The 22042-nt window shown below is 42.6% G+C and carries 18 protein-coding genes; 16 read left to right on the top strand and 2 right to left on the bottom strand.

Going from position 1 to position 22042, the window contains the following annotated elements; all coding sequences use genetic code 11:
• Nucleotides 1-159: 159 nt before the first annotated feature.
• The 13 genes from LJ658_RS09855 to LJ658_RS09795 all read left to right on the top strand — a co-directional run bounded on the left by LJ658_RS09855 (nt 160) and on the right by LJ658_RS09795 (nt 13660).
• Complete coding sequence (locus LJ658_RS09855) at nt 160-1014, top strand: UDP-2,3-diacylglucosamine diphosphatase (protein WP_230546330.1); 855 nt, start codon at nt 160-162, stop codon at nt 1012-1014.
• 46 nt (nt 1015-1060) lie between these two features.
• Nucleotides 1061-2053 carry a glycosyltransferase family protein gene (locus LJ658_RS09850; RefSeq protein ID WP_230546329.1) on the top strand — a complete coding sequence of 331 codons (993 nt, stop codon included), beginning with the start codon at nt 1061-1063 and terminating at the stop codon, nt 2051-2053.
• Between the two features lie 67 nt (nt 2054-2120).
• On the top strand, nt 2121-3107 hold the full coding sequence (locus tag LJ658_RS09845) for a DUF6427 family protein (protein ID WP_230546328.1): 987 nt from the start codon (nt 2121-2123) through the stop codon (nt 3105-3107).
• Nucleotides 3108-3208: 101 nt separating this feature from the next.
• A complete protein-coding gene (purQ, locus tag LJ658_RS09840; RefSeq protein WP_230546327.1) occupies nt 3209-3901 on the top strand; it encodes a phosphoribosylformylglycinamidine synthase subunit PurQ in 693 nt (230 codons plus the stop codon).
• Complete coding sequence (locus LJ658_RS09835; protein ID WP_230546326.1) at nt 3901-4644, top strand: type III pantothenate kinase; 744 nt, start codon at nt 3901-3903, stop codon at nt 4642-4644. Before purQ ends, LJ658_RS09835 begins: the two co-directional genes overlap by 1 nt.
• Entirely contained in the window at nt 4637-5974 is a 1338-nt protein-coding gene (locus LJ658_RS09830; RefSeq protein ID WP_230546325.1) for a hypothetical protein, read from the top strand. The genes LJ658_RS09835 and LJ658_RS09830 overlap by 8 nt, the downstream gene beginning before the upstream one ends.
• A gap of 4 nt (nt 5975-5978) precedes the next feature.
• Nucleotides 5979-6566 carry an LPS export ABC transporter periplasmic protein LptC gene (gene lptC, locus LJ658_RS09825; RefSeq protein WP_230546324.1) on the top strand — a complete coding sequence of 196 codons (588 nt, stop codon included), beginning with the start codon at nt 5979-5981 and terminating at the stop codon, nt 6564-6566.
• 101 nt (nt 6567-6667) lie between these two features.
• The gene (locus LJ658_RS09820; RefSeq protein ID WP_230546323.1) at nt 6668-8782 is read left to right on the top strand and encodes a peptidylprolyl isomerase; all 2115 of its coding nucleotides are present in this window, start codon (nt 6668-6670) and stop codon (nt 8780-8782) included.
• Nucleotides 8783-8856: 74 nt separating this feature from the next.
• Nucleotides 8857-9372 carry a DUF2480 family protein gene (locus LJ658_RS09815; RefSeq protein WP_230546322.1) on the top strand — a complete coding sequence of 172 codons (516 nt, stop codon included), beginning with the start codon at nt 8857-8859 and terminating at the stop codon, nt 9370-9372.
• Nucleotides 9373-9397: 25 nt separating this feature from the next.
• Entirely contained in the window at nt 9398-10171 is a 774-nt protein-coding gene (locus tag LJ658_RS09810) for a DUF3108 domain-containing protein (protein ID WP_230546321.1), read from the top strand.
• A 14-nt stretch (nt 10172-10185) separates the two neighbouring features.
• A complete protein-coding gene (locus LJ658_RS09805; protein WP_230546320.1) occupies nt 10186-10749 on the top strand; it encodes a DUF3109 family protein in 564 nt (187 codons plus the stop codon).
• A gap of 124 nt (nt 10750-10873) precedes the next feature.
• Nucleotides 10874-12010: a GDP-mannose 4,6-dehydratase gene (gene gmd / locus LJ658_RS09800; RefSeq protein ID WP_230546319.1), complete on the top strand. Its 1137-nt coding sequence runs from the start codon at nt 10874-10876 to the stop codon at nt 12008-12010.
• Between the two features lie 27 nt (nt 12011-12037).
• Complete coding sequence (locus LJ658_RS09795) at nt 12038-13660, top strand: gliding motility protein RemB (protein WP_230546318.1); 1623 nt, start codon at nt 12038-12040, stop codon at nt 13658-13660.
• A 108-nt stretch (nt 13661-13768) separates the two neighbouring features.
• Here LJ658_RS09795 and dxs read toward each other — a convergent pair whose 3' ends face one another.
• Nucleotides 13769-15697: a 1-deoxy-D-xylulose-5-phosphate synthase gene (gene dxs, locus LJ658_RS09790; protein WP_230546317.1), complete on the bottom strand. Its 1929-nt coding sequence runs from the start codon at nt 15695-15697 to the stop codon at nt 13769-13771.
• A gap of 138 nt (nt 15698-15835) precedes the next feature.
• Between dxs and LJ658_RS09785 the strand changes: the two genes are divergently transcribed.
• From LJ658_RS09785 to LJ658_RS09775, 3 genes are all read left to right on the top strand, one after another.
• Nucleotides 15836-16585: a ScpA family protein gene (locus LJ658_RS09785; RefSeq protein WP_230546316.1), complete on the top strand. Its 750-nt coding sequence runs from the start codon at nt 15836-15838 to the stop codon at nt 16583-16585.
• Between the two features lie 310 nt (nt 16586-16895).
• Nucleotides 16896-18170, top strand: coding sequence for a serine hydroxymethyltransferase (glyA, locus tag LJ658_RS09780; RefSeq protein WP_230546315.1), 1275 nt, complete (start codon nt 16896-16898; stop codon nt 18168-18170).
• Nucleotides 18171-18209: 39 nt separating this feature from the next.
• Nucleotides 18210-21299: a PAS domain-containing protein gene (locus LJ658_RS09775; RefSeq protein WP_230546314.1), complete on the top strand. Its 3090-nt coding sequence runs from the start codon at nt 18210-18212 to the stop codon at nt 21297-21299.
• Between the two features lie 38 nt (nt 21300-21337).
• Here LJ658_RS09775 and LJ658_RS09770 read toward each other — a convergent pair whose 3' ends face one another.
• Nucleotides 21338-22036 (bottom strand): ComF family protein, encoded by a 699-nt coding sequence (locus tag LJ658_RS09770; protein ID WP_230546313.1) that lies wholly within the window; start codon nt 22034-22036, stop codon nt 21338-21340.
• Nucleotides 22037-22042 lie beyond the last annotated feature (6 nt).

Raw genomic sequence — 22042 nt, 5'->3', positions numbered from 1 at the left:
ATACAGTAATATAGTTGGGCTACTTTTGTAATGCTATCAATGATAGTTTTGATAGTTATACCCCATTGATATTATATTGGTGTTAATTGGTTTGGACATCTCTTTCTGTTATGTAAGCCGGTATACATTTACCGGGCGGTACTTTATCCCCCTATTTTTATGGCAAAACGCGAAGTTGATATCGTAATTATATCCGATGTGCATTTGGGTACCTATGGCTGTCATGCCAAAGAGCTGCTTAAATACCTGAAAAGTATAAAGCCTAAAATGCTTATTCTTAACGGCGATATTATTGATATCTGGCAGTTCAGTAAAAGCTATTGGCCTGAAGCACACATGAAAGTAGTGCGCCGTATTATGAAATTTATTACCGAAGGTATCCCGGTATATTATCTAACCGGTAACCACGACGAAATGCTGCGCAAATTTGCTGATTTCGACCTGGGTTCATTCAAATTGCTGAATAAGGTGGTATTAAACATCGACGGAAAAAAAGCCTGGATTTTTCATGGCGATGTGTTTGATGTTACCATGCAGCACTCCAAATGGCTGGCTAAACTGGGGGCCATAGGTTATGATACCCTTATTTTGCTAAATAGCATTACCAACTGGTTCTTAACTGCTATGGGCCGGCAAAAAATGAGCTTCTCGCAAAAGGTAAAGGCTAAATTTAAAGATGCCGTAAAATTCATCAACCAGTTTGAACAAACCGCTGCCGACCTGGCTGTGGCTAAAGAATACCAATATGTAATATGCGGCCATATCCATCAGGCCGAAATAAGGGAAATGACCGCTACCGACAGCCCGGGTACGGTATTGTACCTGAATAGCGGCGACTGGGTGGAGAGCCTGTCGGCGTTAGAGTATCATAATAAGAAATGGGAGATCTTTAAATATGATCCCGCCAAATTCAACACCGATGCTGATGAGGATGATAAAACTGACGCCGAGGATCTTGACGCCAAACTGGATGTGAATTTATTGTTGGAAAGATTTAAGCAGGAAGCGTCGTAAAACTTTTGTCAAGCATTTATCTTTATTATCTTGGCCCGCAATTATAATGAAGATATTATACGCCATACAGGGAACAGGGAACGGGCACATCAGCCGAGCGCGCGAGATTGTTCCGTTGCTGCAACAATATGGCGAGCTGGACCTGCTGGTGAGCGGCACCGAAGCGGAAGTTACCCTGGCGCAACCCCTTAAATATAAATTCCACGGCATCAGCTTTGTGTTTGGCACCAATGGCGGGGTTGATAAATGGGCCACTTATAAAATAATGAACCTGCCGCAAATGTGGCGCGATATGCACAGCCTGCCGCTAAAAGAGTACGACCTGATCATTAATGATTTTGAGCCGGTTAGCGCCTGGGCCTGCAAACTGCAAAAGGTGACGTCGGTTTCTTTAAGCCACCAATGCTCGTTTGTGTCGCCAAATACACCGCGCGCACATGCAGGCATGTTTAATTATGGGGCCTGGCTGCTTAAAAACTATTCGCCTACAACCCACCATGTCGGTTTTCATTTTCAGCGCTATGCTGATTTTATTCATACCCCGGTGATCCGGAGCGAGATCCGTAATCTGCAGACAACCAACCTGGGCCATTACACGGTTTATTTGCCGGCTTATGATGATAAAAAACTGGCCAAATATTTAAACCAGACCACCGATGTACAATGGCACGTATTTTCCAAACGGCAAAAAACTGCTTATACAGACGGCAATGTACAGGTGATCCCGGTTAATAACGAAGGTTTTAACGTGAGCCTTGCCAGTTGCGATGGCCTGCTTACCGGTGGTGGTTTTGAAGGGCCTGCCGAAGCTCTGTTCCTGCAAAAAAAGGTAATGATGATACCCATGCAGGGCCAATACGAACAGCAATGTAACGCACTGGCCGCCTCAAAACTTGGCGTACCCGTGTTGCACGCTATAGATGAAAATTTTGTAAATCACCTTAATAGCTGGATAAAAGCCGAGGATAGGGTATGGGTTAACTTTCCCGACGAGACCGCACAGATTGTTCATGATATAGTTAAGCGGTATGCGCGGTAGGTATGAACCCGCACAACAATAACAAAAAGGTTTTAACATCCCCTCTTTTTGCGTTAATATTGCAGTCATGATAAATGTGTTCAGGTCCTATAACCCAATTAATATTTTATGGCTGGGCATTTTATTGTTTTTATTGCGGGCCGGCTACGCCTATAATGCCCCGTCAAAATTAGAATTTACCTATCTTGAACCATTTGCCAGGCTGCTTGCCCCCGGCGCTTATCAATATGCTTTCCCGCCGGTAGTTAATATTTTCCTGGCCGGGGTACTGGTGTTTATACAGGCGTTAATGGTAAACCGTTTGGTAAATCAATATGCTTTATTAAGCAAGCCAAGCTTTTTGCCCGCTTTAATGTATATCACGATGTCTGGTTTGTTTACGCCTTTTTTGGTTTTAAGCCCGCCGCTTATCTGTAATTTTTTGCTGATATGGATGTTTTACAAACTATTCGGACTTTATAAGGGTGATGACGCTAAATCAACCACGTATGATCTGGGGATGATAGTGGCCCTGGGCTCATTAATCTATTTCCCCTTTATTTATTTGTTCCTGGTTATCTGGGCGGCCTTAGTTCTTTTCAGGCCGTTTAACTGGCGCGAGTGGATAATTGGTGTAATGGGCTACGTTACCATATTTTTCTTTCTGGCGGTTGCCTATTACCTGAGCGGTAATTTATCCATATTTTATACCATCTGGACACCGTTAACCACTAAATTTCCAACCCACGTTAATATCAACTCCTATAACTACCTGGTGCTGACCCCTGTAATCCTTATTTTTATATTAGGGGCGATAAAAATCAGGCAGATATTTTTCAGAAGTTATGTACAGGTTCGTAAATCTTTCCAGTTACTGTTTGTTGTTTTTTTAATAACCGGGCTGTCGTTTTATGTAAAAGCTCAGTTTAGTTTAACGCATTTTTTATTGTGTGTTATACCGGTCAGTGTGTTTTTTGCCTATTATTTTCTGTATGCCAGCGCCCGTTGGTTTTATGAAAGTTTGTTTTTTATACTGGTGCTAGGTATAGTTTATTTTCAGTTTAACACTTTTTAACTTTTACATTCGTTCAAATTTCGGCTGTTATATTAGATTTGTAGCATGAAAGTATCATCGGCTGTTGTGCAGCTATGATATTCACTTTAAACTTATAGCTGATGAAATTTGGAGTTGTAATATTTCCGGGGTCTAATTGTGATGAGGATATTATCCACGTATTAGAAAAAATAATGGGCCAGGAGGTTGTTCGCCTTTGGCATAAAGATCATGATCTGCAAGGCGCCGAGTTTATTGTGCTGCCGGGCGGTTTCTCCTTCGGCGATTATTTACGTTCAGGCGCTATAGCCCGTTTTTCTCCAATCATGCAGCAGGTTATTCAATTTGCCAATAACGGGGGCTACGTGCTGGGTATCTGTAATGGTTTCCAGATCTTAACCGAAGCCGGTTTATTGCCCGGCGCGTTGTTGCATAATAATCACCGTAAGTTTATTTGCCGTAACATCTATATGAAACCGCAAACGGCTAATTCATTGATCACCGCGCAGATTGATCCGCAAAGAGCGTTAAAAATCCCTATTGCGCACGGCGAGGGTAACTATTTTGCCGAGGCCGATATATTAAAAGCGCTGAATGATAACGACCAGGTATTGTTTAGATATTGTGACGAAGCAGGTAATATTACAACTGATGCAAATCCAAACGGATCAATTGAAAACATAGCGGGTATCACTAACCTTAACCGTAATGTTTTTGGTTTTATGCCACATCCTGAACGCGCTGCCGATCCGTTGCTGGCCAACGAGGACGGGCTTGCGATTTTTGAATCTATACTATCAATGGTAAAAGCCTGATGGCCAATTTGGTTGTCGATATAGGGAATACTCTCACTAAAGCAGCCATATTTGAGCAGGACGAATTAGTTTATACAGAACATTATACAACGCTCAATACTGAAATACTGGATACTTTTTTAACCCGGTATGCCGTTGATAAGGCCATTATATCATCAGTAAAAAAAAACAGTGAAGCATGGGAATCCGGACTGAAGCAGAAAGTGCAGTTAATTTATTTTAATACCGGCATGACCACAGGGATCCATAACCATTACCGTACCCCGCAAACACTTGGGTTAGACAGGCTGGCTGCTGTTATTGGCGCCAATCATTTATATCCCGATAAAAACAATCTGGTAATTGATGGGGGCACCTGTATAACCTATGATTGGATTGACGCCGGCGGAAATTATTTTGGCGGAAGCATATCACCCGGTTTAAATATGCGTTATAATGCACTTAACCATTACACTGCCGGCTTACCGGTTGTTAAACAAGATCCGGACTTTAAAAGCAACAGCGGGAATGATACAGAAACCGCTATCAGATCGGGCGTGCAGAACGGGATTAAATTTGAGTTAAATGGCTTCATTGAAAGCTATGTGCATGACGAAAAACAACTAAATATTATACTAACCGGTGGCGACAGTATTTTTTTTGATACCCTGTTAAAAAATAGCATCTTTGCCCCCTATATAAAAAATGAGCCTCACTTGGTTCTAAAAGGATTAAACGCAGCTACACAAAAGCATAATGATTAAATATACGACGCTCTTTATAACATTTTTACTTGCAGTTTTAGCATTCCAGGCCAAATCGCAGACAACGGCAACCACAAGTTCGCCTTATACGCAGTATGGGTTAGGTGACCTTACACCAATGATATTGCCGCAAAACCAGGCCATGGGTGGTATTTCTACAGGTACCAATACAATAAACAGGTACATGAGTATCAACCCGCAAAATCCTGCTTCCTACGCCACTATAGCATTTACCACCATTGATGCCGGTGTTTTGGTAAGCTCACTTTCATTGAGCCAAACAGGGCAGTCAACACAAAAAAACTCTAACTTCAGGCTTAGCCACCTGGCGTTTGCAATCCCTGTAACTTCAAGATCAGCATTAAGCTTCGGGTTAATGCCTTACAGCCAGGTAGGTTATAACTATACCAAATCAGTTAAAGGGTTTGGTACCGGTTCACCGGTTGATACTAATGCAATTAACTATATATACAGTGGCGAAGGCGGCTTAACCAAAGCTTATGCAGGCTACGGTTTCAGCATAGGCCGTAACTTGCTGTTGGGTGCCAACGTATCCTATATCTTTGGTAATTTAAAACATAACCAACAGGTAGAAATGCCGCAGTTGCCTGGCACGTTAAATACCAATGTTGAGCGCAACAATGCGGTGGGTGGTGTTAGTTATGACTTTGGTGCGCAGTATATAGTTGACCTTTCATTAACCAGGCACATTGTTTTTGGTTACTCGGGTTCAGCCGGATCACAGCTTAACTCAAAAAGCAGTTATATTGTTAGCCACTATACGTTTGATACCGATGGAAACAAGAATGTTGATGTAGATTCGGTTATTAATCAGCAAAACAACTCGTCAAAAATAAAGCTGCCACAAATTCATCATTTTGGCTTTTCCTATCAGCAGGATCTTAAATTTTTAATAGGTGCCGATTATAGCATTGGCAAATGGGCAGATCTGCGTGTGGATGGCGTAAACCCGGGTACGGTTAATTCGCATACCCTTAACGTTGGCGGCCAGTATACACCTAATATTAACGCACTGCATAATTCTTTGGCTACGTTAGACTATCGTTTAGGGTTTATAGTAGATAAAAGTTACTACAACGTGCCAAACGCAACCGGGGATGGTTTTACAAATATAACCTCAAAAGCAGTTACGCTTGGCCTGGGTGTTCCGCTTAGAGGCGCCAATACCAGTTTTTATAAACTGAATTTCTCTGCCGAGCTGGGTCAGCGCGGAACTTTAAATAATGGTCTTGTAAAAGAAAATTATGTAAACTTTCGTTTAGGTTTTACACTTAATGATAAGTGGTTCCAGCGTTATAAATTTGATTAGTTAAATGAAACATAATCGGTTAAAACAGGTATCAGCCTTATTTTTACCGGGATTGCTTTTCGGCATGCTGTTCTTAAGCGCCTGCGAGAACGATTTAAATAAGATCAAAGAGATATCGGCAAAATACGTCAGCAAGCCCATTGACACCACCAAGGGTGTGGAAATAATTTACAGCGACTCTGCCATAGTTAAGGGGAAGATGAATACCCCTGTAATGATCCACTACAGCTACAGCGAAGCGGCGCCATACTATATAATGCCCAAGGGGGTAAAAGTCATTTTTTATGATATCAATGCCCAGGAAGATGGTAATATCATTGCCGATTCGGCTGTGTACCGTGATGTGGAAAAACGCGTTGAATTTTATCATCATGTAGTTTACACAACAGCCAAGGGCGATACTTTTAAATCTGAAGAGCTGATCTGGGATCAGCTTAAAAAAACCATGTATTCAACAAAACCGGTGCAAATTGTTATGGCCGGCGGCGACGTTTTAAATGGGATAGATTTCACGAGTGATGACAAATTGCAGTATCCAGTTATGAAGCAATCAACAGGTGTATTTAATGTATCAGACATGCCAACAAAATAGCGTCATTTTGTTGTAAAAAATTGTATGATATATTTTTACTAAAAGTTGTATCTTGCGCCCTCTTTTTAAGATAGAAATTTAAATAAAATAAGAATAAGTATATGGCTATAATGGGTTATCTGCGCGACCGAATGGGTAAAATTGTTGCAGGTGTGATTGGGCTTTCGCTTTTTGCTTTTATTGCTACGGAAGCGATTAAAAGTGGAGGGTCTTTTTTTAAAGGTGATAATAATATAGTTGGTTCGGTAGGCGACGAAAAGATCCCGCTGGATGAATTTAATGCCGGCGTTGAGCAAAATACGACGCAATTTAAGCAGCAATCCGGCCAGGGCCGGATTACGCCGCAAATTACAAGCTATATCCAGGAAAACACCTGGAACCAGTTTGTAAGTAAAGCTATCTTTAAAAAAGAAGTGGATAAATTAGGGTTAGCTGTTGAAGGTGACGAAACACAATCTATGTTAACCGGCTCTAATCCGAGCCCGCGGGTAGTACAGGCTTTTACTGATCCGCAGACCGGGAAGTTTGATCCATCAAGCGTCGCCAATGCTATTAATGGCATTAAAGGTTTAAGAGATGATGATCCTCAAAAAATACGGTGGAAACAATTTGTAATTGATTTGATCGACGCTAAAAAAGCCGAGAAATATATGTCTTTGGTAACTAATGGATTATACGTAAACTCGTTAGAGGCCAAAGATAATTACGAAGCCAAAAACAAACTGGCTAACTTTAAATACGCGCTGTTGGAATACGCTTCTGTACCTGACAGTAAAGTTAACTTAACGGATGCCGACTATAGCAGTTACTATGATGAGCATAAAAGCGAGTTTAAAAATCAACAGGAATTAAGAAGCATCAACTATGTGAGTTTTAACGCGGCGCCTTCAGCTGCCGACTCGGCCGTTATAAAACAGCAGTTAAACAAATTGCTGCCCGAATTTATTTCGACCAAAGATGACTCGCTGTTTGTACAGATAAATTCAGAAACAAAAGCGCCGTTGCTGTACCAGCATAAAGGTGAGCTTGACCCCAAGATTGACAGCATCATGTTTAAACAGTCGCCTGGCTTTATTTACGGCCCTTACCTGTCAAACGGTAGCTATAAGCTGGCTAAATTGGTTGATGAGCGTATGAGCCCGGATTCTGTAAAAGCAAGACACATTTTAATTTCGCCAACTGAAGCCGGAAGTATGGAGAAAGCATTGGCAAGGGCAGATTCTCTGAAAAAATTAATCGAGAGCGGTAAAGGTTCATTTGCATCATTGGCGCCTATATTCTCTATCGATAAAGCTTCAGGAGCTAAAGGTGGTGAGCTGGGTACTTTTGGCCGCAATGCAATGGTACCAGCTTTTGAAAATGCCGCATTTAACGGTAAAAAAGGAGACCTGAAAATAGTTACATCGCAGTTTGGTGTTCACCTGCTGGAGATAGAAGATCAAAAAGGATCGTCAAAAGTAGTTAAGGTTGCAACAGTTGATAAGGCATTATCTGCCAGCAGCAATACGCAATCAGCCGCTTACAGCAAAGCGCAGGCATTCCTGATCTCGCTGACAAAAGATAATTTTGATGCCGAAGCTAAGAAAGCAGGTTTATCTGTTCAAAAAGCGGAGGATATCCAGGGAACAGCAGCAAGCCTTCCGGGATTGATTGATGCCCGTGACTTAGTAAGATGGGTATTTAAATCAGACAAAAACGATATATCTGACCAGGTATTTACCGTTGGCGACCAATATGTGGTTGCCCGTGTAACCGCCATTAAGCCAAAAGGCATCCTGCCGCTTGATTTGGTTAAAGAAAAGATCAAACCTGCCGTATTAATGGCGGTAAAAGGCAAAATGTTGACTGAGAAGTTTAAAGCAGCTTCGGCTGGCGCTACATCAATTGAGCAGATTGCGCAACGCGCAGGCACTAAAGTGGTGCCGGTTCAAAATATTGTTTTTGCCAACCCGGTTATCCCGGGTTCGTCAGCCGAGTACAAAGCAATTGGTACCGTGTTTGGATTGCCACTTAATAAAATATCAAAACCAATTGAAGGCCAGCAGGGCGTATATGTATTGGTAGTTAACAACTTTATCACGCCGGCGCCGCTTACTAACGCGCTGAGAGAGAAAGAACAGGTAGCTAATGCATTGTTACAACGTGCCGAAGGGCAGCTGTTTGAAGCTTTAAAAGATAAGGACAATGTAAAAGATAACAGAGCTAAGCTGTTGTAGACAATATTTAAAGTAATTTTGCATCCGGTATAACGTTTATAATTCGTTATACCGGATTTTTATTTAACAGCAAAATGGAAATACAAGAAAATTTTGTGAATAAGGTTGCCCAGAGCGGTTTGGTTACGTTAGACCCGGCGGCTTTTTATACTCCCGGCGAACGTGTGCTTTATGATATTAAAGATAATTTGTTTCAAGAGCTGATATTGCGCGAAAAGGACTTGAGGGAGTTTGTAAAAGAACATGACTGGAGCCAATACCAGGACAAAAACGTAGCGCTTACCTGCTCGGCAGATGCTATTGTACCTGCCTGGGCTTATTTGTTGCTGGCTAACAGAATGGCGCCCTATGCGCGCGAAGTGGTATTTGGCGATTTAGAGACCCTGGAGACAGTTTTATATGTAAAAGAGCTGGCTAAGCTGGATGTGGAACAATATCGCGATCAGCGCCTGGTTATAAAGGGCTGTGGCGATGTGGATGTTCCGGTATCGGCTTACGTAGAGCTTGGAAAAAAGCTTACACCTGTAGTTAAAAGTTTAATGTTTGGCGAACCCTGCTCAACCGTGCCTATTTATAAAAAAAGAGATTAATGAATTGCTTTTGTACAAATAGCGGATGAACAGATACTTTTTTACATTTATACTTTCTGTAATATTTTTAAATACGGCTTTTGGGCAGGAATTAAAAGATGTTAATGAACCGGTTTTTAAGGCGGGCGAACAGCTAAGTTACCGGTTTAAATATGGTTTCTTTACCGGGGCCGAAGGTAACCTCAGGGTAGAGGACGGTGAGCGAATTGACGGGCACCCTACCTATCACATTATTGCTGATGGCAAAACAGCGGGTACTTTTGATTTCTTTTATAAAGTGCGTAACCGCTATGAAAGCTATATTGACCGTAGCACCCTGCTTCCTTATTTGTATACAGAAAACAGGCGCGAGGGTAGCTGGAGGCATACCGATAAAGTAAAGTTTGATCATGAAACCGGTAAAATAACCGCCGACAAGGGCGTTTTTCCGTCAAAAGGCAAAGTGTTTGATTTTGTATCTGCCTATTACTTTGCGCGCGGGCTCGATATCTCAAAGATCCATATCGGCGATAAATTTGAATTACCTTATTTTTTAGAGGACGGAGTTTATACGCTTGGTATTACCTATGTGGGTAAAGAAGTAGTGAGCAGCGCTATAGGCAAGTTTAATTGTCTTAAGTTTAATCCGACAATTATAGCCGGCCGCATTTTTAAAAAAGACAGCAAGCTATATTTATGGATCACGGATGATAATAACCGGATCCCTGTAAAAGCAAATGTGGGGCTTATTGTAGGCAGTGTAACTATGGAGCTTACAGATGCCCGCGGACTTAAATACCCCCTTAATCCTATAAAATAAATAATAATAATACAATGATAGAGGTTGGCAGTGTTTTGGTACATGAAGACGTAGTAAAAGAGAATTTTGTTTGTAATTTAAGTAAGTGCAAAGGAGCCTGTTGCTTAGAGGGAGACTCGGGCGCGCCGTTAAATCATGACGAACTGAATATCCTGGATGAGATTTATCCAAAGGTTAAACCATATATGACAGCCAAAGGCATCCAAACCATTGAGAAAGTTGGCACCTATGTAACCGATTTTGAAGGCGACTATACCACCCCTTGTGTTGACGTAAATAAAGAATGTTCTTATGTAATTTGGGAAGGCGGTATTACCAAATGCGCTATCGAAAAGGCTTATGAAGAAGGCGTTATCGATTGGAGAAAACCAATTTCGTGCCATCTTTATCCAATCCGCATCACCAAATACCCCGAGTTTGATGTATTAAATTATGACAGGTGGAGCATCTGCAGCCCGGCCTGCAGCTTCGGCAATGAGCTTAAAGTACACGTTCATGAATTCTTAAAGGCCCCGTTAATAAGGAAGTACGGCGAAGCGTGGTACCAGGAACTGGAAGATACGGTAGCTGAAATTTAATATTAATTTACCTCAGTTTTTTAAAACATTCTATGTAGTAAAGACTTATTGATGTTTAATTAATAGCCGGTTTTACAATTAAATTGGATATTATTGCAGTTTGTAACATATTATTACTATTATAATGAAAGTAGCTTTAATTACAGGCATCACTGGACAAGACGGTGCTTACCTTGCTGAATTTTTATTGAAAAAAGGATATGAGGTGCATGGGGTTAAAAGAAGATCGTCTTTATTTAATACTGATCGTATAGATCACCTCTATCATGACCCGCATGAGCCCAATGTTAAATTTAAGCTGCATTATGGCGATTTGACTGATTCAACCAATTTAATAAGACTTGTACAGGAGATCCAGCCTGATGAGATTTACAATTTAGGCGCAATGTCGCATGTCCAGGTAAGTTTTGAAACTCCTGAATATACCGCAAATGCCGACGGTATAGGTACATTGCGTATATTGGAGGCTGTCAGATTATTGGGTTTAACCAAGAAAACCCGCATTTATCAGGCATCTACGTCTGAGCTTTATGGGTTGGTACAGGCTGTTCCGCAAAGTGAGACAACACCTTTTTATCCCCGCTCACCATACGCAGTAGCAAAATTATATGGTTATTGGATAATTGTTAACTATCGCGAAGCTTATGATATGTATGCCTGCAATGGTATCTTATTTAACCACGAGAGCCCTATACGCGGCGAAACTTTTGTTACCCGTAAAATTACCCGTGCAGCTTCAAAAATTGCTTTAGGTTTACAGACTTGCCTGTATGTTGGCAACCTGTCGGCACGACGCGATTGGGGCCACGCCAAAGACTATATAGAGGCTATGTGGCTGATGTTACAACAGGACAGGGCAGAGGATTATGTTATTGCCACAGGAGTAACTACAACGGTACGGGACTTTATTAAAATGGCATTTGGCGAGCTGGGTATAGAAATAGAGTTTAGCGGCAAGGATGAAAATGAGCGCGGTGTAATTATTGATGTGGATAAAGATAAAGCGGCCGAACTGGGTTTAGATCAGGAGGCCCTTAAGCTGGGGCAAACCGTTGTTAAAGTTGATTCAAAATATTTCAGACCTACTGAGGTTGATTTGCTGATTGGTGATCCTACCAAGGCACAGACGCAATTAGGCTGGAAACCCAAATATGATCTGCAAGCATTGGTTAAGGATATGATGGAATCTGACCTTCACTTGGTTAAGAAAGACGATTATTTGAAAAAAGGGGGTTTTAAAACCTTAAACTACTTTGAATAATACGCATTCTATACAAAATCTATCCACATGAAAAAAATATTAAGCAGTTTACTATTGCTTTTGTTGTTTGTTAAGGTTGGTATGGCTCAGGCACAATATCAACCCTATTCATATCAGTTCTATCAAAAGCTTAATGAAGACGTTTATTCAACAAAAACGCGCTTACACAGCTCATTAAAATCATATATTATTGATAGCGTTTTACAACACCGGTATGATTCTTTAATGAATTACGGGACAGATGACAATCATCATAGCTGGGCGCACCGCAAATTATTTAATGAGCATCTGTTTGATGTGAAGACCAAAGAGTATACTTTTTTTGCAGATTATCTGCCCGATCTTACTATCGGAAGAGATGTTAGCGGTAAACGGAGTACCTGGTTAAATACACGTGGTTATCAGCTAGGCGGTACAATTGGCAAAAACTTTTATTTCTATACCAACGGATTTGAAAACCAGGCTGTTTTTCCGGAGTATTTAACAACTTATATCAACCAGGTTGGTGTGGTTCCGGGTCAGGCTTATGACCGTACTTTTGGAAGAAAACTAACTAAAGACTGGTCTGATGTAACCGGCATCATATCCTATACACCTAATAAGTATTTAAATGTTACTGCCGGGCAGGATAAAACATTTATAGGCGACGGATACCGGTCTGAATTACTATCTGATTTTGCTTCAAGTTATCCATTTTTAAAACTTACGGGCACACTGGGCAATGTGCAATATATGGTGATGTATGCCTATATGGTTGCACCCGCTGATCGTCCTTCTCAGTTTTCAATTGGCCCGCGCAACAAATGGGCCGTTTTTCATTATCTGGATTGGAATGTCAGCAACAGGGTTTCCTTAGGTTTTTTTGACGCCATAGTGTGGCCTAAAATAGATCCGGGTACCGGAAATTACAGGGGCTTTGATTTTTCATACGCCAACCCGGTTATTTTTTTAAGGCCTGTTGATGCGTCAAACGGATCACCGGGTAATGCTGTAATAGGATTTACCGGAAAATATAAAGTATCAAACGGACTTACAGCTTATGGCCAGTTTGTTTTAGACGAATTTGAAGCCAAAAGCTTTTTTTCTAACGACGGAAGTTTTAGAAATAAATACAGTTACCAGTTTGGCGTTAAAGGGGCCAATTTGTTCAAGGTAAAATCATTGAATTATTTAGTGGAGTATAATAGTGCAACTCCTTATACCTATTCTGAGCAGAATAATAATATAAATAATTATGCCGAGCAGGAAGAGCCATTGGCACATCCTTTCGGCGCTAATTTCAGGGAACTGGTTGGTTTGTTAAATTATAGCTACAAAAGGTTTGATTTTAGTGGTGAATTTGATTATGGTTATTATGGGTTGGATGTAAACGGACTTAACTACGGAAAAGACCCATTCCAGCTTTATAACAATCCGGCCAGTCAGTATGGTAATCATATAGGCCAGGGCCTTACTACAAAAATGACTTATGTTGAAGGTAAGGTTGCCTACATGCTTAACCCTAAATATAATTTGCGAATAGAGATAGGCGGATTACACCGGATGGAAAATAACGCGCAGTTTACCGATAAGACCAACATGATAACCATAGGCGTCCGCAGCTCATTCCGTACCCTGTATACAGATCTTGCCAGCTATCAAACGCATTAATTTTTAGAGATTAGAGATTTTTTTGACTAATAAAAAGAGCGATGACTTTAACAATCATCGCTCTTTTTTATTTTAAGGCGACAAGCCCTAATCTCTAATCACCAATCTCTAACTGGCTATTGTATGTGTATTATGTTTTAAGGCTATATTTTTTACCTGTGTTATGATCCCCTGTGCATCATACCCGCATTCGGCCCAAAGCTCGGGCTGCTCGCCGTGCTCCACAACAACGTCGGGGATGCCTAGGCGTATTACCTGGGCTTTATAATTATTATCCGCCATAAACTCAAGTACCGCGCTGCCCATTCCGCCTTCTATACACCCGTCTTCAACCGTAACTACTTTGCCGAATTTTTTAAACACTTCATGCAGTAACGCCTCATCCAGCGGTTTTACAAAACGCAGATCATAATGTGCCGGGTAATAACCTTCGGCGTTTAATTCGGCAGTGGCCTTTACAGCCTCGTTGCCTATATGGCCAATGGTTAATATGGCTACATCTTCACCGTCGCATATTTTACGGCCCTTGCCTACCGGGATAGCTTTAAACGGCCGCTGCCAGTCTATCATAACACCGTTGCCCCGCGGATAACGGATCACGAACGGGCCCATATCATCCTGCTGCGCGGTAAACATCAGGTTGCGCAACTCTTCTTCATTCATCGGGGCAGACACCGTCATATTGGGTATGCAGCGCATATACGCCAGGTCATAAGCGCCATGATGCGTAGGGCCGTCGGCACCGGCCATACCGGCACGGTCAAGGCAAAACACAACGTTTAACTTTTGTATGGCAACATCATGGATCACCTGGTCATAGGCCCGCTGCATAAAGCTGGAATAGATATTGCAGAACGGGATTAACCCCTGCGTAGCTAAACCGGCCGAAAACGTTACGGCATGCTGCTCGGCAATGCCCACGTCAAACGCGCGGTTGGGCATGGCCTTCATCATCAAATTTAATGAACAGCCCGATGGCATGGCCGGCGTTATCCCCATTATTTTAGGGTTAGCTTCGGCCAGCTCAATAATACTATGTCCAAAAACATCCTGGTATTTTGGCGGCTGCGGTTTTTCGTGTTTTGTTTTCTTGATCTCGCCGGTGATCTTATCAAACAAACCGGGGGCGTGCCACTTGGTCTGGTCCTTCTCGGCCAGCGCGTAGCCCTTGCCTTTGGTGGTGATACAGTGTAATAGTTTTGGCCCCGGTATATCGCGCAGGTCATTTAATATCTTAACCAGGTTTTTTACATCATGCCCGTCAATAGGGCCAAAGTATCTGAATTTTAAGGCCTCAAAAAAGTTACTGCGTTTAAGCAGGGTGCCTTTAATGCTTTTCTCTATTTTTTGCACCATATTATAGGCATCGGGGCCTATAGACGATATTTTAGCCAGCACGCCGGCAATATCATCCCTGAAACGATTGTAGGGCTTAGAAGTGGTTATAGACGTTAAATAATCTTTTAACGCGCCAACATTAGGGTCAATGGCCATATTGTTGTCGTTAAGGATAACCAGCAGGTTTGAATTTTCAATGCCGGCATGGTTAAGTGCCTCAAACGCCATCCCCGCGGTTATTGATCCGTCGCCTATAACGGCCACGTGCTGCCGGTCGGTTTCACCCTTGTATTGCGATGCCACCGCCATACCCAACGCTGCGGATATAGAGGTAGACGAATGCCCGACACCGAAGGTATCATAAATACTCTCCGACCGTTTTGGGAACCCGCTTATGCCGCCATGGATGCGGTTGGTATCAAATACATCGCGGCGGCCGGTTAGTATTTTATGCCCGTAAGCCTGGTGGCCCACGTCCCATACCAATTGGTCATACGGGGTGTTTAAAATATAATGCAGGGCCACGGTTAGCTCAACCACGCCCAGGCTTGCAGCAAAGTGACCGCCATTAACAGATACCACGTCAATAATATATTGACGCAGCTCCTGGCAAACCTGTTCAAGTTCGTCTTCACTAAGCTTCTTTAAATCAGATGGATAGTTTATCTTTTCTAATAAATCACCGGCCTTTACCTGCATTGATATGTTTAAGCGTATATTAACTTACAAAGTAAGCAAGTTTAATTCATATTTTAGGGACATTCGGCAGTAAAATTTGTTTGATATTGCTTTTTTTAATTTGTTTAAAATCAATAAGGTGTATTTTTACCCGTAGTTATGGAGCAAGAAGGCTTTGAAATAAAATTACCCCAGTTTGAAGGTCCGTTTGACCTGCTGCTGTTTTTTATTGAACGCGATGAACTGGAGATCCACGATATCCCCATCGCCCGTATTGCCGATGATTTTTTAAACTACATCCACCAGATGGTGAGCCTTAACATTGAGCTGGCCAGCGAGTTTATTTTTGTTGCCGCTACGCTGATGCGCATTAAGGCCAAAATGCTGCTGCCCCGCCACGAAGCCGAAAGCGGCGAAAATGAGGTGGATACCCGCGAAGAACTGATCCGCAAGCTGATTGAATATAAAAAGTTTAAGGAGCTATGCGAAGAGATCCGCCCGCTGGAAGAAGAGCGCCTTAAACAGGAGCGCCGCGGCAATATCCAGCACGACGTTGAACAGGCCGAACGCGTGGCCACCCCCGGCGAAGAACTATCCGACGTAAGTTTATACAAGCTGATGATGGTATACACCCGCCTGATGCGCAACTACAACAACCGCAGCGAAGAGGTTACCCATACCGTAACCCAGTACCCCTACACCATCGAGAAGCAAAAGAAAGCCATTGACGACCTGCTGCGTATCAACAAAATGATGGACTTTAAAGCCATCGCCAACCAATCAGAGAACCGGGTGCATTTCGTTTACAATTTCCTGGCCGTGCTGGAGATGCTGCAACAGGAACTGATTGATATACAAATAGGCCTGGGCTACAATAACTTTTGGATCTCGGCAAAGGTGGGCGATTAACTGCACGCCCAACAAACCCCAATAAACCAATCACTAATTACCGGCGCCATAATGGTAATAGCATAAAATGTTACAGCTTAAATTTATATTAGCGCCCGCCCGCAATAATTTCTTACCGGAAGCCTAATACGTTTAACAAATTTGGTATGAGGGTGTTGGCTCAAAATATCCGCAGTAATTACGCGCAGCCAGGCGGCGGGCATAGTTATTAACATCCCCTAAAAGTTTTAAACGTAAATACAAAATCCACTAAACCTGTAGTCTTAAATCTCTAATCTTTACTAACTTAGTCGCGATTTTAAGCATCACAATGAAAAGAGACAAACTTATATTTAAGCTGTTGGATGAAGAACAACAGCGCCAGGAAGAAGGGCTAGAACTTATAGCATCAGAAAACTTTGTAAGCAAGCAGGTTATGGAAGCAGCAGGCTCTGTTGCAACCAATAAATATGCCGAAGGCCTGCCAGGTAAACGTTACTACGGCGGCTGCCAGGTAGTTGATGAAATTGAAACCATTGCTATTGAGCGTGCCAAGCAATTGTTTAATGCCGAATGGGCCAACGTGCAGCCACACTCTGGCGCGCAGGCAAATGCGGCGGTTATGCTGGCCTGTTTACAGCCTGGCGACAAAATATTGGGTTTTGACCTTTCGCACGGCGGGCACTTAACGCATGGCTCGGCCGTTAATTTTTCGGGTAAACTATACGATCCGCACTTTTATGGGGTTAAAAAAGATACAGGTTACGTTGATTATGAGCAACTTGAAGCGGTGGCGCTAAAAGAAAAACCAAAGATGATCATCTGCGGCGCTTCGGCTTATTCGCGCGACTGGGACTACGCTTTCATCCGCCGGGTAGCCGATAAAATAGGCGCTTTGGTACTGGCTGATATTTCGCATCCGGCAGGCTTAATAGCCCGCGGTTTGTTAACAGACCCGCTGCCTTATTGCCATATTGTTACCACCACCACCCATAAAACCCTGCGTGGCCCGCGTGGCGGCCTCATTATGATGGGTAAAGATTTTGAAAACCCATGGGGATTAAAAACCCCGAAAGGCGAGATCAGAATGATGTCAAACCTGTTGGATATGGCCGTGTTCCCCGGTACCCAGGGCGGGCCGTTGGAGCATATCATTGCTGCCAAGGCAATAGCGTTTGGCGAGGCACTATCTGACAGTTATATGAAATATATCCTGCAGGTTAAGAAAAATGGCGCGGCTATTGCAAAAGCTTTTATTGACAGGGGATACGAGATAGTTTCGGGCGGTACAGATAACCACCTGGTGCTGATTGACCTGCGCAATAAAAACGTAACAGGTAAAGCTGCCGAAAATGCTTTGGTTAAAGCAGATATCACCATCAATAAAAATATGGTACCTTACGATGATAAGTCGCCTTTTATAACTTCGGGCATCCGTATCGGCACAGCTGCTGTTACCACCCGCGGGATGAAGGAGAAACAAATGGACGCTATTGTTGCTTTGATTGATGAAGTAATTAATGATCCCGAAAACGAACATTCGCTGGATAAAGTTCGTAAAAAGGTACATAAGCTAACCGAAAAATTTCCGTTGTATAATGAGTAGAAGATCATAATGGTTCAAAAGCAAAATGTCTTGTCCGCTATGGAAACTAAGCGCCTCAAAGCGCTTAGTTCATACAACGTACTTGACACGTTGCCGGAGAAGGAATATGATGCCATTACCCGCCTGGCTTCCTATATCTGCCAGGTGCCTGTCGCGCTGATTTCATTGATCGACAGCGACAGGCAATGGTTCAAATCAATCATTGGTTTGGACGCCACCCAAACATCGCGTGCCGACGCTTTTTGTAATTACACCATCCTTAATGATGAAATACTTGAAGTTACCAATGCCGCCGAAGATGAAGCTTTTAAAGATAACCCGTTTGTAAAAGGCGACAGCCATATCCGCTTTTATGCCGGCGCCCCGCTTATTGACCCCGAGGGTAACCGGTTAGGGTCATTATGCGTAATTGATATGGTGCCGCGCAAGCTAACCTTTGAGCAGCGCGATGCCTTGCGTACACTGGCCGATGAGGTAATGTCGCATTTCTTATTGCGTAAGCAAAAACAGGAGCTGCAACAATCATTAGACGCACACAAAGAGTTTTTTAACCTGTTTGATACCTCGCCCGAAATACATTTTATTGCCGATAAGGACTCAAATATCGAGCTCATTAATAAAGCCGTTACCGCTATCTTAGGTTATAATCCTCAGCAGGCCATAGGCCAATCGTTGTGGAGTTTTGTGGTTGGCAACAATCGTGAGCAGTACTTGCCGCTTATTGAAAAAGCAAAGGCAACGGGCCAATCGTTTGACCTGGAAACGCATACTTTAGACGCTGCCGGACAGGAAAAATGGATAGGCTGGTGCGGAATATATAAAGGCGAAAAATGGTATGCCAGTGGGCGCGATATCACTTATCAGAAAAAAATTTTAGCAGAGCTGGAAGAGCTATCGCTGATAGCCGGTAAAATGGTTAACGGTGTGGCCGTAAGCGATGCTAATGATAAAGTAATATGGATAAATGAGGCGTTTGAAAAACTAACCGGTTTTAATACAGCCGATGTTGAAGGCAGGCGCCTGCCTGACGTTTTTGAGCCCAATATTAATAAGGAAAATATAAAGCGATATCAGGATCATATTAATTCTAAACAATCGTACTCTGTACATGTATACGCCACCCGTAAAGACGGCCGGCAGGTGTGGTTGTCAATAACCAGCTCTATTATTTTTGATAAGGATGGCGGGGTTGAGAAATATATAAGGGTGATCTCAGATATTACCGCCCGCAAAACAGCGCAGAAGGATCTTGAAATATTGTCTTTTGCTGCCCGCAAATCGCCCAGCGGGATGATGAGCCGCGACGCTACCGGTTTAGTTATCTGGATGAACGAGGCCATGGAGAAGATAACCGGCTACACCCTGGCCGAGATGGAAGGCAAAAGGTTTGGCACCCTGTTGATAGGCGAGCAAACCGATATGGAGGTTTTTAATGATGCTATTAATGCCGTTACCGAAAAAAGGTCATATACGGCCGAAATACTGATCTATAGAAAAGACAGGACCCCGGTTTGGGTAGCAATGTCAAACAGCCCCCTGTTTAACGATGCCGGGGACGTTGAACGGCAGGTTACCACCATGCTTGACATCACCGAAAGTAAAAAAACCGAAAGCGAGCTCAAGCTATTGTCAATGGTGGCAAGTAATACCACCAGCGGCGTTGTTATTAACAATGCACAGGGCGAAATTGAATGGGTAAATGATGCCTTTGAAAAAATAACCGGGTTTGACATTGATGATGTAAGGAACACACACCTGGGAGATGTTTTGCAAGGCGAGCTTACGGATGTTTCTATTATACAAAAAGGACGCGAACTTTCTAAAAATAAACAATCATTTGAGGTTGACCTGTTAGGTTATCGTAAAGACGGCACACCTATGTGGATAACGGTTATTAACTCGGTTATCCTGAACAGGGAGGGTGCGGTTGATAAATATATTGAAGTTGTTATTGATATAAGCGCCAAAAAGAAAGTCGAGCTGGAGTTGATTGACGCCCGGGAGGAAGCCCTGCAGTTGAGCCGTGCAAAGGATATGTTTATATCTGTAATGAGCCATGAGATCCGCACACCGCTGAATGCCGTGATCGGTATGTCGCATTTGTTATTGGAGGGTAATCCGCTGGAGTCGCAAAAAGAGAACCTTAATGTACTCAAGTTTTCGGCAGACAACCTGTTGAACCTGATCAATGATGTGCTTGATTTTACCAAGATTGAAACCGGCAATATAGAGCTTGAGCAGGAAAGCATTAACCTGCGCCAGATGGTGCAAAGCATCACCGGATCATTACAATATAAAACCAAAGAAAAAAATATATACCTTGATGCCCAGGTTGATCCGGCAGTGCCCGAAATAGTGGTGGGTGACGTTACCAGGCTCTCGCAGATATTGCTTAACCTGGTAAATAATGCTGTGAAATTTACGGACCGTGGCGGTGTGAAAATTGAACTTGCCGTGATTGATCAGACCCGTAAAAATGTACGTATACGTTTTTCTGTAACAGATACCGGTATAGGTATAGCAAATGATAAATTATATACGATATTTGAATCCTTTAAGCAGGCCGACAAAAGCACCACCCGCAAATATGGCGGTACTGGTTTAGGGCTGGCAATTAGTAAGCGATTGATAGAGTTGCATGACTCCAGAATAAATGTTGACAGTGAGCCGGGTAAAGGTTCAACATTTTGGTTTACTATAACATTTAATAAGGCAAACGACAAAAAAAACAAGAGCAATACCGTGGAAACAACATTAAATATAAGTGTACTTGTGGTGGATGATAACCAGATCAACAGATTATTGATCAATAAAATATTAACCAAATGGGGTGCTACAGTTGATTTTGCTGAAAACGGAATCCTGGCGGTCAATAAAGTTGAAGCCAACAAATACGATGTTGTATTAATGGATATCCATATGCCTGAGATGGGCGGATTGGAAGCTACCCAGATTATCCGCAGTAAACCCGAGCCTTATTTTAAACAACTGCCTATAGTTGCCTTAACTGCCTCCATGTTAACCAGCCAGATGGGCGACATTGGCAATGCCGGCATGAATGACTATATCCTGAAACCATTTGAGCCAAAGGTGTTATTTGAAAAATTAAGCCGGTTCCAGAAACAATAAAGTTTAGTTTCCCGGGCTTATAAAGCTGGAAATTCAATCTATTCTGCATAGGCTATGGTGGCTATGCTTAATTTTAGCCCCGGTATTTTTAACAACGGTATGGCGCAGGCTTCAAGCGTTGATCCGGTGGTTACAATGTCATCAACCAGCAGTACATTTTTACCTTTTAATTTTTCGGCATCTTTTACAATAAAAACTTCCTGCATGTTTTCAAACCGGGCAAAACGCGAGCGGTGGGTCTGCGTTTCGGTAGCTCGGGTGCGAATCAGGTTGTCTTCTTCAACCGTTGCATTTAGTTTTTCGGCAAGGCCGCGGGCAAAGCAGGCGCTTTGATTATAACCACGCTCTTTTAACCGGCTTTTATGAAGCGGTACGGGGATGATGTAGTCAACTGCCTTAAATTTTTCATTTTTATTAAGTTGATTTCCGGCCAGATTACCCAGTAAGTTGCCTATTTGTTGCATGCCCTTATATTTAAAATGATGCATCAGGTTTTGCACTTTACCGCCTTTGGTAAAATAGTATAATGCGTAGGCGCTTTCTAAATTAATTTTACCCCAAAACTGCCGGGCCACAATGTTATCATCATACAGGTGGAAATTAGTTAACGGTAAATTATAAAGGCAATCTGTACAGATTATTTTTTCATGCGCTACCAGATCAGTACCGCAGGCGGGGCAAAGCTGCGGGAATAATAGTGATAAGAAATCGGCCAGGTAGCTGCTTTTTAATTTCATTTTTAT

Origin of the sequence: Mucilaginibacter sp. UR6-11 (assembly GCF_020880695.1) — a bacterium.
Taxonomy (GTDB): Bacteria; Bacteroidota; Bacteroidia; order Sphingobacteriales; family Sphingobacteriaceae; genus Mucilaginibacter.
This window is presented reverse-complemented; position numbering and strand designations above follow the sequence as displayed.

What these genes read in the sequence shown, in the direction of transcription:
- LJ658_RS09855 (WP_230546330.1), top strand. Translation starts at nt 160, where the DNA reads ATGGCAAAACGCGAAGTTGATATCGTAATTATATCCGATGTGCATTTG.
- LJ658_RS09850 (WP_230546329.1), top strand. Translation starts at nt 1,061, where the DNA reads ATGAAGATATTATACGCCATACAGGGAACAGGGAACGGGCACATCAGC.
- LJ658_RS09845 (WP_230546328.1), top strand. Translation starts at nt 2,121, where the DNA reads ATGATAAATGTGTTCAGGTCCTATAACCCAATTAATATTTTATGGCTG.
- purQ (WP_230546327.1), top strand. Translation starts at nt 3,209, where the DNA reads ATGAAATTTGGAGTTGTAATATTTCCGGGGTCTAATTGTGATGAGGAT.
- LJ658_RS09835 (WP_230546326.1), top strand. Translation starts at nt 3,901, where the DNA reads ATGGCCAATTTGGTTGTCGATATAGGGAATACTCTCACTAAAGCAGCC.
- LJ658_RS09830 (WP_230546325.1), top strand. Translation starts at nt 4,637, where the DNA reads ATGATTAAATATACGACGCTCTTTATAACATTTTTACTTGCAGTTTTA.
- lptC (WP_230546324.1), top strand. Translation starts at nt 5,979, where the DNA reads ATGAAACATAATCGGTTAAAACAGGTATCAGCCTTATTTTTACCGGGA.
- LJ658_RS09820 (WP_230546323.1), top strand. Translation starts at nt 6,668, where the DNA reads ATGGCTATAATGGGTTATCTGCGCGACCGAATGGGTAAAATTGTTGCA.
- LJ658_RS09815 (WP_230546322.1), top strand. Translation starts at nt 8,857, where the DNA reads ATGGAAATACAAGAAAATTTTGTGAATAAGGTTGCCCAGAGCGGTTTG.
- LJ658_RS09810 (WP_230546321.1), top strand. Translation starts at nt 9,398, where the DNA reads ATGAACAGATACTTTTTTACATTTATACTTTCTGTAATATTTTTAAAT.
- LJ658_RS09805 (WP_230546320.1), top strand. Translation starts at nt 10,186, where the DNA reads ATGATAGAGGTTGGCAGTGTTTTGGTACATGAAGACGTAGTAAAAGAG.
- gmd (WP_230546319.1), top strand. Translation starts at nt 10,874, where the DNA reads ATGAAAGTAGCTTTAATTACAGGCATCACTGGACAAGACGGTGCTTAC.
- LJ658_RS09795 (WP_230546318.1), top strand. Translation starts at nt 12,038, where the DNA reads ATGAAAAAAATATTAAGCAGTTTACTATTGCTTTTGTTGTTTGTTAAG.
- dxs (WP_230546317.1), bottom strand. Translation starts at nt 15,697, where the DNA reads ATGCAGGTAAAGGCCGGTGATTTATTAGAAAAGATAAACTATCCATCT.
- LJ658_RS09785 (WP_230546316.1), top strand. Translation starts at nt 15,836, where the DNA reads ATGGAGCAAGAAGGCTTTGAAATAAAATTACCCCAGTTTGAAGGTCCG.
- glyA (WP_230546315.1), top strand. Translation starts at nt 16,896, where the DNA reads ATGAAAAGAGACAAACTTATATTTAAGCTGTTGGATGAAGAACAACAG.
- LJ658_RS09775 (WP_230546314.1), top strand. Translation starts at nt 18,210, where the DNA reads ATGGAAACTAAGCGCCTCAAAGCGCTTAGTTCATACAACGTACTTGAC.
- LJ658_RS09770 (WP_230546313.1), bottom strand. Translation starts at nt 22,036, where the DNA reads ATGAAATTAAAAAGCAGCTACCTGGCCGATTTCTTATCACTATTATTC.